The organism is Tardiphaga sp. 20_F10_N6_6 (genome assembly GCF_052076045.1).
GTDB classification, from domain to species: domain Bacteria; phylum Pseudomonadota; class Alphaproteobacteria; order Rhizobiales; family Xanthobacteraceae; genus Tardiphaga; species Tardiphaga robiniae.
Genome location: NZ_CP197239.1, coordinates 502670 through 515519 on the forward strand (window position 1 = coordinate 502670; position 12850 = coordinate 515519).

At 61.8% G+C, this 12850-nt stretch carries 13 protein-coding genes and 1 tRNA gene; 7 read left to right on the forward strand and 7 right to left on the reverse strand.

What is annotated here, in order from left to right:
- The first annotated feature begins 81 nt into the window (after window positions 1–81).
- From AB7813_RS02255 to AB7813_RS02270, 4 genes are all read left to right on the forward strand, one after another.
- Window positions 82–417, forward strand: coding sequence for an integration host factor subunit alpha (locus AB7813_RS02255; protein ID WP_068730933.1), 336 nt, complete (start codon window positions 82–84; stop codon window positions 415–417).
- 37 nt (window positions 418–454) lie between these two features.
- Window positions 455–1267 (forward strand): MerR family transcriptional regulator, encoded by an 813-nt coding sequence (locus AB7813_RS02260; RefSeq protein WP_184516111.1) that lies wholly within the window; start codon window positions 455–457, stop codon window positions 1265–1267.
- 80 nt (window positions 1268–1347) lie between these two features.
- A tRNA-Pro gene (locus tag AB7813_RS02265) sits at window positions 1348–1425 on the forward strand.
- 446 nt (window positions 1426–1871) lie between these two features.
- A complete protein-coding gene (locus AB7813_RS02270) occupies window positions 1872–2126 on the forward strand; it encodes a hypothetical protein (protein WP_441227879.1) in 255 nt (84 codons plus the stop codon).
- On the opposite strand, the gene AB7813_RS02275 is transcribed toward AB7813_RS02270, so the two are convergent.
- Both AB7813_RS02275 and AB7813_RS02280 read right to left on the reverse strand, forming a co-directional pair.
- Window positions 2123–2404 carry a hypothetical protein gene (locus AB7813_RS02275; protein WP_184516113.1) on the reverse strand — a complete coding sequence of 94 codons (282 nt, stop codon included), beginning with the start codon at window positions 2402–2404 and terminating at the stop codon, window positions 2123–2125. The two genes, AB7813_RS02270 and AB7813_RS02275, sit on opposite strands and share 4 nt — an antisense overlap.
- A 345-nt stretch (window positions 2405–2749) precedes the next feature.
- Entirely contained in the window at window positions 2750–2920 is a 171-nt protein-coding gene (locus tag AB7813_RS02280; protein WP_439063740.1) for a hypothetical protein, read from the reverse strand.
- 184 nt (window positions 2921–3104) lie between these two features.
- Here AB7813_RS02280 and AB7813_RS02285 point away from each other — a divergent pair, with 184 nt between their 5' ends.
- Window positions 3105–3347: a hypothetical protein gene (locus AB7813_RS02285; protein ID WP_439083585.1), complete on the forward strand. Its 243-nt coding sequence runs from the start codon at window positions 3105–3107 to the stop codon at window positions 3345–3347.
- Between the two features lie 64 nt (window positions 3348–3411).
- Here AB7813_RS02285 and AB7813_RS02290 read toward each other — a convergent pair whose 3' ends face one another.
- The 3 genes from AB7813_RS02290 to AB7813_RS02300 all read right to left on the reverse strand — a co-directional run bounded on the left by AB7813_RS02290 (window position 3412) and on the right by AB7813_RS02300 (window position 7523).
- Entirely contained in the window at window positions 3412–4680 is a 1269-nt protein-coding gene (locus AB7813_RS02290) for an O-antigen ligase family protein (RefSeq protein WP_439063741.1), read from the reverse strand.
- Window positions 4681–4742: 62 nt separating this feature from the next.
- Window positions 4743–6281 (reverse strand): undecaprenyl-phosphate glucose phosphotransferase, encoded by a 1539-nt coding sequence (locus AB7813_RS02295; RefSeq protein WP_439058192.1) that lies wholly within the window; start codon window positions 6279–6281, stop codon window positions 4743–4745.
- Between the two features lie 108 nt (window positions 6282–6389).
- Window positions 6390–7523 (reverse strand): glycosyltransferase family 4 protein, encoded by a 1134-nt coding sequence (locus AB7813_RS02300; protein ID WP_439063742.1) that lies wholly within the window; start codon window positions 7521–7523, stop codon window positions 6390–6392.
- 234 nt (window positions 7524–7757) lie between these two features.
- On the opposite strand from AB7813_RS02300, the gene AB7813_RS02305 reads away from it, so the two are divergent.
- Entirely contained in the window at window positions 7758–10061 is a 2304-nt protein-coding gene (locus AB7813_RS02305; protein WP_439063743.1) for a GumC family protein, read from the forward strand.
- A 131-nt stretch (window positions 10062–10192) separates the two neighbouring features.
- Here AB7813_RS02305 and AB7813_RS02310 read toward each other — a convergent pair whose 3' ends face one another.
- Window positions 10193–11374, reverse strand: coding sequence for a GNAT family N-acetyltransferase (locus AB7813_RS02310; protein ID WP_439063744.1), 1182 nt, complete (start codon window positions 11372–11374; stop codon window positions 10193–10195).
- A gap of 186 nt (window positions 11375–11560) precedes the next feature.
- Here AB7813_RS02310 and AB7813_RS02315 point away from each other — a divergent pair, with 186 nt between their 5' ends.
- Entirely contained in the window at window positions 11561–12538 is a 978-nt protein-coding gene (locus AB7813_RS02315) for a polysaccharide deacetylase family protein (RefSeq protein WP_439064614.1), read from the forward strand.
- Here the strand turns inward: AB7813_RS02315 and AB7813_RS02320 are convergent.
- Window positions 12535–12759: a DUF2842 domain-containing protein gene (locus tag AB7813_RS02320; protein ID WP_175367111.1), complete on the reverse strand. Its 225-nt coding sequence runs from the start codon at window positions 12757–12759 to the stop codon at window positions 12535–12537. The two genes, AB7813_RS02315 and AB7813_RS02320, sit on opposite strands and share 4 nt — an antisense overlap.
- Window positions 12760–12850: the final 91 nt, after the last annotated feature.

The following is a 12850-nucleotide window of genomic DNA, read 5'->3' on the forward strand; positions in this document are numbered from 1 at the left end:
GATGGTGACTGTTGACCGGAGCGCGTTAACCTCCTAATTTCTGACGCGAATTTGGTTCGCCGAGAGTAGTTGGGGCAGGCGATGACGGGCACGGGAAAAACAGTCACACGCGTTGATCTGTGCGAAGCGGTCTACCAAAAGGTAGGTCTCTCGCGCACGGAGTCGTCCGCGTTTGTTGAACTGGTTTTGAAAGAAATTACGGATTGTCTGGAGAAGGGCGAGACAGTGAAGCTGTCGTCGTTCGGCTCCTTCATGGTGCGCAAAAAAGGCGAGCGCATCGGCCGCAATCCGAAGACGGGCACAGAAGTACCGATCTCGCCGCGGCGGGTGATGGTATTCAAGCCGTCGGCGATCCTGAAACAGCGGATCAATGGCGACAGTACCGCAGTGGGCAACGGTAAAGATCACGACGACTAACTAGAGAAACACAGGGCGAACCACAGGGATCCTGCACTTGGACAAAGCGCCGGATGCGTTTCGAACCATAAGCGAGGTCGCTGACGATCTCGATATACCGCAGCATGTTCTGCGGTTCTGGGAAACGCGGTTCACTCAAATCAAGCCGATGAAGCGATCGGGCGGCCGGCGATATTATCGTCCGGACGATGTCGATCTGCTGCGCGGCATCCGCCGGTTGCTCTACGGCGAAGGTTATACCATCCGCGGCGTGCAACGAATCCTGAAAGAGAACGGCATCAAGTCGGTGCAGGGGCTGGTCGATGGCCACGCTGCGCCGAGCTTCGCGCCGACCTCTGCCGCTATCGCGCCGCGCGTCCAGGCGAAGCGTCCCGTGGCCGAAGAGGATCATGAGGAAGAAGAAGCCGAGGACGAGGCTGAACGCGACGAGGAGATCGAGGAAGAAGCCGAAGACGAGGCTGACGCCGAAGGCGCCGAGGACGAGGAAGAAGAAGAGGGCGACGAAGACGACGGCGAAGAGGGTGAGGACGAAGAGGCTGAGGAAGAAGACGAGGAGGAAGCTGCTGCTCCCGTCGCCGGCCGCCGCGAACCTCCGATGACATCGACGTCGCCGCGTGTGGATCCACAGCTGCAGCGGCCGCCGTCGCGGGCAAACCCCGTATTGGCAAATCCTGTTGCGGGGCGGCCCGAACCGGCGATGCCGGCTCCGACGCAGAGCGCAAGACCGGCTGCGGTCGCGAGCCCGAGGCCGAACCCGCAGCGCCGGTTGGAGCGCGAACGGCTCGAAGCCGTGCTCGAGGAGCTGCTGGCGGCGCGCCGGGCGCTCGATACGGCGATGAAGGACGGCTAGCCACCGTCCCACAACCAATCCGTTTCAATCCGCTCAGCCTTCTTGCGCCTCGGACGGATCGAAGCTACACGATGCCCCATCGGAGCGTAGCGCAGCCCGGTTAGCGCACTAGTCTGGGAGACTAGGGGTCGGAGGTTCGAATCCTCTCGCTCCGACCATTTATTCAAAGCATTTCAAGATATTAGTAGTCTCGCACGCGAGCGGTGCCGCCTGAATAGGGTGGCCTCGATCAAGCGCCCGCGACGCCAGCCTTACGATTTCGGTTCGACGAAATCACCGTGAATCACGTCGTCTTTCCGTCCGGCGAACCAGAGAAGCCCGACATAGGCCGCTGCACAAATAAGGAAGCCGAGGACAATAATCTCTAACATAATATCTACTCTACGCTGAAAACATTAGACTTCTCCCGGCTCCGGGTTCCGTCAATTGCCCCGGCCGCACTCCTTAATGAATCCTTGCCGTCGTGACTCTTTGGCCACAGATGCCGGTGACCACGAATCCGATGTCGCCTAAGGGCGGCCAGGCAGGTGGCGCCGACATGTCTTTTTTGCGCCAATGGAACTCTTGGTCATCGGGCCGATTATCCTGAAAACAGGAGGCTCGCATGGCAAGTCACTGGCATACCGCAGATGGCCCATCGGAGATCCGGCATGACGATGATATCGGCTACTACGGTGGCTGGACCATCAGCGGGTTAGCGGTGGTTGCGACCATCACGGCTGTTTGGTATCTAGCCCACTGCGTAACTGAAGCCCTTGCGACAACGCAGCAGCGATGCGCGCGAACGCTGAATGATGGTGACGAAAAAGGCCCGGAGCATATGCTCCGGGCCTTCGTCAATTCAGTCAGCCGCGGTTAGTAGTAGCCGTAGCTGCGATAGTAGCGCGGACCGCCATAGTAGCCGTCGCCGTAACCGTAGCGCGGACCATAGGCATAACGCGGGCCGTAATGGCGCGGGCCATAACCATATCCGTAACCGGGGCCGTAAGCGCCATAGGCACCGGCCGCCAATGCGCCGGCTGCAATGCCGAGTCCGATCGCGGCGCCGCGACCGCCACGGGCCTCTGCGGGTTTCGATGCGATCGACGCCGCGCCGACGGCAGCGACGGTGGCAAGAATAAGTGCTGTCTTCTTCATGCTGCTTCTCCTTCGTATCGAGAAGTCAACGTGTCGGTGTTTTGAAGGTTCAGTTCCAATTCATGGCATATCGACCACAAATTTTGCCGCGATAAGGGAACGAATAATATTGCTCGATCAGCGAGCGGCGTTCCGCTTTACGTGTTGCAACCGAAAGCGAGATGCGCGTGCAGCGTCGATCATCTCGCAGCTCATGGTGGTCCAGAAAAGATAATGGCCCGGAGCGAACTCCGAGCCATCAAACGCAGACGTACATCCGGTCTGCGCTTCCTTGACTCCACAGTGAGTCGAGAAGGTTAATAAATGTCTAACGTCGATGCGTGACGACATGATGACCAATCGCGGTCATCCCGTCGGGCCTTCAACTTCCTTGTGATCCTTGTCAGGCAAGATGCCGCTGCCTGGCGTCTTGGTCTCGTCGGTCAGCTCCGGCTTGTCGTGCGGGCCGGCCGGCGGAATCTTCTGATCGGGCTTCGGCTGTTTGTCGAAGGCGCGGTTCTTTGCTTGCTGTGTCATGCAAAGAGAACGGCTCAGTTCCTCGCGTGTTCCCTGTGGTGATGATGTCCATCGAAAATCACAAGAGAATCTGGCACGGCTCGAACATGCGCGGGTCCTTTGTCGATGTGCTTCATTTCGCGCGGAACCTTCCGGGCGGTAATGGCTTGTCCCGCGATACTTTTAAAGGAAGGAATAAATTGTCATGATCAAGAAACTGGCTTTGCTGGCGGCTGCGGCCGTTCTCTATGTCGCAGCACCTGCAGGCCCCGCGTCTGCGCAGGGCATCAATGTGCAGATCGGCGGTGGTTATCACCATCAGGATCGTGGCTACCATCGCGGCCATGGCTATCGCCAGAGCCGCGCCTATGTGCGCCGCGACTACGGTCACCGCCATCATGGCTGGGATCGCCGCGGTTCGCGCACCAAGACTGTGATCGTTCGCTAACAGCAATCGGTCGTCTTAACGAGGCAGCCTCGCGCAAGCGGGGCTGTTTTCGTTTCTGAGCTTGTCAGACGCTGCCTGGCTGTCCGGACGCCGCACGCAATTGCGCCGTTGCCATATATTGCTGCGTGGCGACGAACATGCCCCACATGATTCCGAGCATCATCCAGAAATGGCGCCAGTGATCGGTGTCGATGATGAAGGCCTCGCCGACCGTGCCGAGATAGGCTGCGAACACCGCGAGATAGGCGCGCTGCCATGGCACGCGCACGAAGATGTAGCGGAAGCCGAGCAAAGCGGTGATGAACACCAGCGCGGGATAGCATACCCCTGAAATCCAGCCGCCGGACATGAAGGCGTTCAGATAGGAGTTATGGGTGTCTTCCGGAAAGAAGCGCGTGAATTGCAGCGGGCCGATGCCGAAGGGCAGATCGAGCGCCATCTGCGCGCCCAGCACATGCCGGCCGAAACGGCCGAAGCGGCCTTCGTCATATTTCTGATCAAACGAGGCGCGCTGCTTGAACATGTCGGCGATGAAGTCGAACTGCAGCAGGATCACGATCACCAGCGCGACGACGGCCACGGCCGCCAGCGCCATGATGATGATGCGCGAGCGCTGTTTGTTGGACTGGCTGGTCAGCACCATCAGCATCAGCATGAAGGCCGAGGTGATCGCCAACAGGCCCCAGGCGGCGCGGGAGAAGGCGAGCAGGACGGCGAGCGCAATGATGCCGAGCGCGATGGCACTGCGGAGCGAGCGACCGAAACCGTCGCTGACGACGCTCTGCAGACAGAACAGCGCCGGCAGGACCAGAAACGCGCCCAGCACGTTGGGATCCTTGAACGTGCCGGCGGCGCGGCCGTAGAGCGTGAACATCTCCGCGCCGGGGATCAGGTGCAGATAGCCTAGGATGCCGGCCAGCGATGCCACCAGTGCGCCGACGATCAGGCCGCGGCGCAAGAGGTCGATGCGCGCCAGCGTGTCTTCGGACATCACAAGCGCGACGAAGATCGCCATGATGGCCATGTACCAGGAGGTCAGGATCCAGTTTACGATTGGCGCCTTGTCGAGCAGATAGGCGGCGCAGATCGTGTAGCCGAGATTGACCAGGAACAGCATGAGCAGCAGCGGCATGAACACCAGCCGCATGCGCAGGCCCGACGCGAAGAACACCACCATCGCGGTGAGGGTGGCGATCTCGAAGGGGCTCGGCTCGATGAAGACGATGGCGCCGCCAAAGCCCATCGCCCACAGCAGTGCGCGCTGCAGCGTCACCACGGCGGGAGGCGCCGCGGGCGAGGCGATGTAATGATCGGCCGAGGCGTGAGTGCTCATCGTGGCATCACTCTACGCAGGCAGGGTTGACGAGTGGTGTAAGGCAGAGGCTGAGGCCTGCCTCAATACGCGTTCTCGTTCTTCGTCAGCATTGAAACCGGCGTTTTCAGCATGATGTAGACATCGAACAGCACTGACCAGTTCTCGATGTAGTAGAGATCGAACTCGACGCGCTTCTGCAGTTTCTCCTCGCTGTCGACTTCGCCGCGCCAGCCATTGACCTGCGCCCAGCCGGTGATGCCGGGCTTGACGCGGTGGCGAGCGAAATAACCGTCGACGGCCTCGTCCAGCAGCTGGCTCTGCACCCTCTGCTGAACGGCGTGGGGGCGGGGGCCGACCAGCGACAGGTTGTTCTTGAACACCACGTTGAAGAGCTGCGGCAATTCGTCGATCGAGGATTTGCGAATGAACCGGCCGACGCGGGTGACGCGCTTGTCGCCCTTGGTGACCACGGTCTTGGCCAGCGGGTCCGCCTGGTCGTGATAGAGCGAGCGGAACTTGAAGACGTCGATGCGCTCGTTGTTGAAGCCGAAGCGCTTCTGCCGGAACAGCACCGGGCCGGGGCTGTCGAGCTTGATGGCGATGGCCACCAGCGCCATGAAGGGCAATGCAGCGAGCAGGATCAGGCCGCCGACGATATGGTCGAACAGCCACTTCATCACCAGATCCCAGTCGGTGATCGGCGCCTCGAACACGTCGAGGGTCGGCACCTTGCCCAAATAGGAATAGGAGCGCGGGCGGAAGCGCAGCTTGTTGGTATGCGCGGACAGGCGGATATCCACCGGCAGCACCCACAGCTTTTTCAGCATTTCCAGAATGCGCGTCTCGGCCGAGATCGGCAGCGCGAACAGCACGAGATCGACGCGGGTGCGCCGCGCGAATTCGATGATGTCATCGACCTTGCCGAGCTTCGGCGCGCCGGAGATCGTGTCCATCGAGCGCTTGTCGTTGCGGTCGTCGAACACGCCAAGGATCTGGATGTCGGAATCTTCTTGTGCATTGAGGTCTCTGATCAGCGTCTCGCCATTGGAATCGGCGCCGACGATGATGGTACGGCGGTCGAGACGGCCCTGATGCGCCCAGCGCTTGATCAGCGCACGCACGACAGCACGTTCCGCGATCAGGGCGACGAGACCAACGAAGAAGAACGAGGAGAGCCAGACACGCGACACCGCGCCGCCGACCTTGGCGAAGAACGAGACGCCGATGAACAGCAGGAACACGAAGGCCCATGCCGACATCATGCGCGTGAGCTGCTTGATGTGGCCGCGGAACACCTGCACCTGATAGATATCGGCAGACTGGAAACACACCACAGCAGCAGCCGCCATCGCGACGATCGCAGCGAAGTATTCCCATCTGAAGCCAGCTTCTGGCGCGACATAGAGCAGGTTGAGCGCAATGCCGATGATGCTGAGCATCAGGAAATCGACCACGCGTACGACGCCGGTGATGACGACGGGCGAGTAGGCGGCGCGCACCTTCTGATCGGCGACGGCGAGAGCCGCGGGCGTCAGTCTGCGACGACGTTCGAACCGGCGTTCGCCGGGCGCGTCCGTCGCGGCCGCGTCGATCATTGAACGTGCGTTGATCGGGTCCAAGGTGAAATGTCCGTTGTTGCGCTGGCATGCGATGTCGCACGTCAAGCCTACCGCTTTTCGTGAGAATTACCGGACAAATCGGAAGATTTGGTTACAGGTTAAGGAGAGTTAACGTTTCGCAAATGCGCTGCGATAGCCTTCGATGACACCCTCGACCATTGCGTCCTGCGAGAAATGTTCCGCGATGCGCTCACGGAGCAATTGTGCACGGGCGCGCGCAGCGGCGATGTCATCGAGAGCAGTTTTGATCGCCGCGGCCATGGCGTCGACATTGTTCGACTGGAACAGAGCGGAGGTGTGCGATCCGAAGATTTCCGGAATGCCGCCCACATTGGCGGCGATCATCGGAATGCCCGCAGCGGCGGCCTCGATCACGACATAGGGCATCGAGTCGCCGCGCGATGGAACCACCAGCAGGCGTCCTTTCGAAAAGCCGTAACGCGGTTTGACATGGCCGATGAAGTGGACGGCGTCGGTGAGACCGAGGCGCGTTATCTGAGCCTTCAATGCGTTGGTCTCTTCGCCGTCGCCGCCCAGCGTCAAGGTGACTGGCTGGCCGTCGGCACGCAGGCGCGCGACGGCATCGACCAGCAGATCCGCGCCCTTGATGCGGCGGAACTCGCCGACATAGCAGATATCGGTGGCGTCATCGGCGGGCTCGACGGGGTCGAATTCGCCAGATGTTACGCCGTTGAACACGCATTTCACGAGGCCTGACGGTGTGCCGATCATGCGCTGATAGGTGTCGCGGGCGAATGCGCTCTCGAACAGGAACAGTTCGGTGCGGTTCATCAGCGCGCGTTCGAGGCGGCTGTAGAAGGCGCCTTTCGCCGTATTTTGCGGATAATGCAGCGAACCGCCATGCGGCGTGTAGATGCGGATGACGCTGTTCGACTTTGCCTTCAGGCGCACGAAGGCGCCGGCCTTGGCGCCGTGGCCATGCAGCACGTCTGGTTTCAGCCGGCTGACGAGGCGCATGAACTGCATCCAGACCAGAACGTCGCCCGGATGTGGCTCGCGGTGGATCGGCAGGCGATAGGTGCCCAGTTTCAGGCGTGGGGCGATCTCGGCCAGTGCATCGCGGGCGCGGTCGCCGCCGGTCAGACTGTCGGCGACGATGCCGACTTCATGGCCGCGATCGGCCTGGCCGTTGGCGACATCGATGATGTGGCGAAAGATGCCGCCGACCGGCGCGCGGACAGCGTGCAGGATGCGAAGCGGCGTGTCCGAAGGTGCGCTCATGATCAGAATCGGCATTCACTGACGAGGAGGGCGTCGCCGGGAGCTGGGACGCACATCGGAAAAATCCCTGAAGCAATTGAATCCAATAAGAGCCTTCGTCGTTAAAAAACCGTGTGGATTCAGGCTTCCGCTGCAACGTCCCGGTATCAGCCTGCCAATTAACCGCGCGGCAACCTTAATCGTCTTTAATCGATTCCGGTGAGTAGACGCAGTGGCGTTTGGGTGGGGTAGGCGATGCGTTTGGCATTCTGGCGTGCAGGCAAGGGCGATGCGTCGGTCGAACGGGCCATCAAGGCGCCAACCATGCCAAACCCGGTTTCTCGCAAAAATCCGGAGAAGAAAGCAGAGCGCGTGATCGCTGCGCCGGCGCCCGATCTCGGCGACCTCGATCTGCGCGCGCTGTGGCAGGCGCTCATCCGCCGCAAGATGTGGATCCTCGTTCCGACGCTGCTGGCACTTGTCGGCTCGCTCGTCATCGTCAACATGATCACGCCGCGCTTCAAGTCGGAAGCACGCATTCTGATCGACGGGCGTGAAAACGTTTTCCTGCGACCCAGCGGCGAGCGCAACGAAGAGCGTACCTCTCTCGACGCAGAAGCCGTGACCAGCCAGGTGCAGCTGTTGCTGTCGCGCGATCTTGCCCGGGAGATCATCAAGAAGAACAAGCTCGCGGAGCGCCCGGAATTCGATCCGGTGCTGCAGGGCGCGCAGCCATGGCGGTCGTTGCTCGGCCTGATGGGCATTGGCCGCGATCCGTTCTCGATGACGCCCGAAGAGCGCGTGCTCGATGCGTATTACGAGCGCCTGACGGCCTATGCGGTCGACAAGTCGCGCGTCATGGTCGTCGAATTCCAGTCGCGCGATCCTGAACTCGCCGCGCGCGTCGCCAATTCGATTGCCGACGGCTACCTAGTGATGCAGCAGAACGCGCGGCAGAACCAGGCGCGATCGGCCGGGCAATGGCTGTCCGGCGAGATCGATGACCTGCGCAAGAAGGTCGTCGAGGCGGAAGCGCGCGCGGAGGAATTCCGCTCCAAGTCCAGCCTGTTCATCGGCACCAACAATACGTCGCTCTCCAACCAGCAGCTCGGCGAGATCAACAGCCAGCTCAACAATGCGCGCTCGCTGAAGTCCGACGCCGAATCGAAGGCGCGGCTCATCAAGGACATGCTGCAGACCGGCAAGCCGATCGAATTCTCGGAAGTGCTGAATTCCGACCTGATCCGCCGCCTGTCCGAGCAGCGCGTGACGCTGCGTGCGCAGCTCGCCGAACAGTCCTCGACGCTGCTCGACGCGCATCCGCGCATCAAGGAGCTGCGGGCCCAGCTTGGCGATCTCGACAAGCAATTGCGCGACGAAGCCGCGAAACTGTCGCGCATCTTCGAAAACGATGCGCGCATCGCCAGCGGCCGCGTCGATGGCCTCACCAACAATCTCGAACAGCTGAAGCGTCAGGCGACATCCAGCAACGGCCAGGATGTGCAGTTGCGGGCGCTGGAGCGTGAGGCGAGGGCGCAGCGCGATCTGCTCGAATCCTATCTGGCGAAATACCGCGAGGCGTCCACGCGTGAGAATATCGAGGCGGCACCGACCGATGGTCGCATCATCTCTCGGGCCATCGTGTCCAATACGCCGGCCTATCCGAAGAAGCTGCCGATCGTGCTGATCGCAACACTGGCGACGCTGATGCTGACCGCCGGTGGCATCGTGACCAGCGAGCTGCTGCGCATGACCGCGCCGCGCGGCGCTGCGCCGATGGTGCCGGTCGCGCAGGCCCGCGTCACCGAGCCGGCGTTCAAGCCGTTCGTGGATCAGGTGCCTGTTGCCGTGCGTGAGCCGGAAACTGTCGTTGCGCCGGGCATCGTGCCCGAGCCGGCTCCCGTTGCCGCGCCGCAACCCGTGGTGCGCGATACCCATCCCGAACTGGCCGCCGGCGTCAGCGAAATCGAACAGCTTGCGCAGGAGTTTCGCGCCGCCGGGAAATCGGCGCGGAAGATCACGATCCTCGGCACCGGCCACAACGACAACATCGCGCTCACCGCGCTGACGCTGTCGCGCATCCTGTCGCGTGACGCGAAAGTCGTTCTGGTCGATCTGGCCTCGTCGTCGCCGACGCTGGAAGCCGTATCGAACGATCCGCGTGCGCCCGGACTGGCGGAGCTGATGCTGGGCGAGGCGACGTTCGGCCAGGTCATCACCAAGGACCGGATGTCGGGCCTGCATATGGTCGCCGCCGGCCGCGCCGGCGCCGATCGTTCGCTGTTGCAGTCGCCGCGCCTGACAATGGCGCTCGATGCGCTGCTGCGCGTCTATGATCACGTGCTGCTGGATGCCGGCACCGCGGCCGATCTCCCGGCGGGACTTCTGACCGACCAGGCCCGCGCCGTGGTGGTGCCGGAAGTCACCATGAGCATGGATGCACGCGAGCTGATGGCCGAACAGCTCAAGGCCGTGGGCTTCGCCGACGTGAAGATGTTGCGCTCAACGCCGCCGGCCAACGACCCGGTCGGGCCGGGCGGCCGCGTGTTTGCGGCGTAGTCGACGAACCCTCGTCATGGCCGGGCTTGACCCGGCCATCCACGCCTTCGCCTCAACGCAACGACTAAGACGTGGATGCCCGGGTCAAGCCCGGGCATGACGTCGTTTCAATTGCCAATTGAAGGTATTCGTTACCGCTGAAACGCGTGGCGCAGCATCTGCGCCATCTGCAGCAGGGCCGGGGTCTGTTTCACGATCCGCTTGGCATGGGCGAAGGACGACAGGCCCATGGCGCCGAGCCTGCCGCGCGTGGTGAGCGGCACGAAACTGTCGAAGATCGGCTCGTCATCCTTGCAGAACATCCGCTTGTAGTCGTCGCCACCGATGCCGAGATCCAGCGAGGTCACGCCGCGCTCGGCATAGGCGTCGACGATGGTGCGCATCAGGATCAGGCCGGGGCTGTATTTGGCATTCTCCGACATGGTGTAGGTGTTGAACATCATCGAAAAACGGCTGTCGTCGGCGACACCGGCGAACATCGCGATCACTTCCTCGTCGCATGCGAGCGCGTGGATATCGATGGTGTAGCCATCCGAGCGCGGCGTCATGCAGGCCTGGCGGATGAAGGCTTCGACGCCGGGCTCGGCGAATACGTTGGGCAGGTTCTGTTCGGCCATGCGCAGCGGCTTGATGGCGAAGAAGGCGTCGAGCACGCGCTTGACCTCGGCGTCCGTCTTTGCGTGCATGTAGCGATAGCCGGCAAGATTTCGGTACTTGCCTTCCTTGGTCTTCAGGCGCTTGCGGAACGAACTGCTGATGCGATCTGTCGCCGCTTCGCCGGGCACCATCTTCAGCACCGGACAATCATTGGTCGAGGCCTGGCTTGGCAGCAGCGCGAGCGGATTGTCGATGCCGATCCAGCTTTTTGGCTGACGGACCAGCGCGAGGACGTCGACTGTCTCGGTGTGCTTTTGAATTCCGCGCAGTAAGGCGTCGATATCTGCCTTTGTCGCCTGCGCCGCGAAGTCGCGGCGGAACAGCGGCATGTTGAAGGTGACGTGCTTGCCGCCGAGGTAGCCGGCGACGCGCATGCCGTTTTCGCGGCTGACGGCGAGTGGCAACAACATCAGCGGCTGATGTGCGGCGTCATAGGCGACGATGATGAAGGGCTTCAAGCCTTCCTGGACGCCGATATGGGTCTGCCAGGCCGACTGGAAGTCGAAGCGCTGATAGGGCGTGGAGAGCTGTTCGGACGTCTCAAGGCTGCGCCAGATGGCTTCGGCGGCGCTGAAATCGCTGATCACATCGACGCGCGCGATGTGGCTCGCAGTTGCCATCGCCACAGGTGTTTCCATCACAGCAGCCATGGTCATCGCGAGCCTGTTTCAGATTTTGTTTAGATTTTTAGGTTTGGGGCGACCTTTGCAAAGAAATGTCAACAAACAGTAATGACAATAGCCGACTGGCGAGAGGCATGACGCCGCTTGGGGGAATCTGCGGTGTCATACAAGACCGGTTGGCTGTTGGCGCTGGGCTTCGAGCTGACTTATCTCAGCGGCATGCACCGTCTGCTGGAACGCAGCCGGGGCGGTGCCGGTATCATCCTCAAATTCGAACGCGTGCGACCGCCCCGGCAGGATGCATTCCAGCCGCTGAAAGCCCACGAGATCACGCCGTGGTTTCTCGATCGAACGATCCGCGCGCTGAAGCGCTGGCCCGTCGATATCGTGGGCATGGACGAGGTGTGTCGCCGCGCCAGCTTACCCCGCACAGGACGGCGCTTCGTTGCGCTGACCTTCGATGGCGGCACGCGCGACTTCGTCGATTTCGCCTATCCGCTACTGGCGGCGCATGAGGTGCCGTTCACGCTCTATCTGCCGAGCGCCTTTGCCGACGGGCTCGGCGCCATGTGGTGGCTGGCGCTGGAGCAGGCGATCGCAACGCATGATCGCATCAGCCTGATCATCGATCACCGGCAGCGGCATTTCGAGACGGCCACTATCGCCGACAAATATCGCGCCTATTACTATCTCGATAGCTGGCTGCGGACGTTGCCGCCGCACGAACTGGCCGTTGCGGCGGACGATCTCTGCAAACGCTATTCGGTCGATACTGCGACCCTGTCACATCATGCGGCGATGCATTGGGACGATGTGGCCACGTTTGCTGGGAATCCGCGGGCGACCATCGGCAGCAGCACGGTTAACTATCCGGCGCTCGCCAATCTCGGTGATAGCGCGGCGTCGCGCGAGATCGCCATGGGGCGGGCCGTGGCGCAAGCCGCGCTGCCCTATGAGCCGCGACATTTCGCCTATCCGTTCGGCGATAAGGCCTCATTCGACAGGCGTCACGTCGCGATGGTGACGCAGGCCGGGTTCGCCAGTGCCGTGACATCGCTCCCCGGTATCATCGAGGCCAATGGTGGATCGGATCTGCATGCGCTGCCGCGGCTGGCCTGGGACGGCCGCCGACAATCGTTGCGTGCCTTGCGGGTGATGGTATCCGGCGTGATGCTTGGTGCGGGCGCGCAGCGCTAGCCGACCTCGGGATCCACAGGATCGGCCTTGCCCATCCAGCTGATGATCGGCATCGCCGGCAGCACCCAGCCGAGACCGGCGATGACATAGAAGGCTGCCTGCAGCCAGCCGTTATTGGCCAGCCAGGGGGTCTGCGCGATGGTCATGCCGAGCAGCGACCACACCACCACGAGGATCAGCAGAAAGATGGTTCCGAAGAATTTGCGGGTGCGGATGGTCATGACGGAAATGTGCGGTCCAAAGTCGGCTTGAGATCGGGTTAGGCAAAGTGCCCAACTTTGCAGGCCTTCGCGGGCGGACTATAAGGGGCTC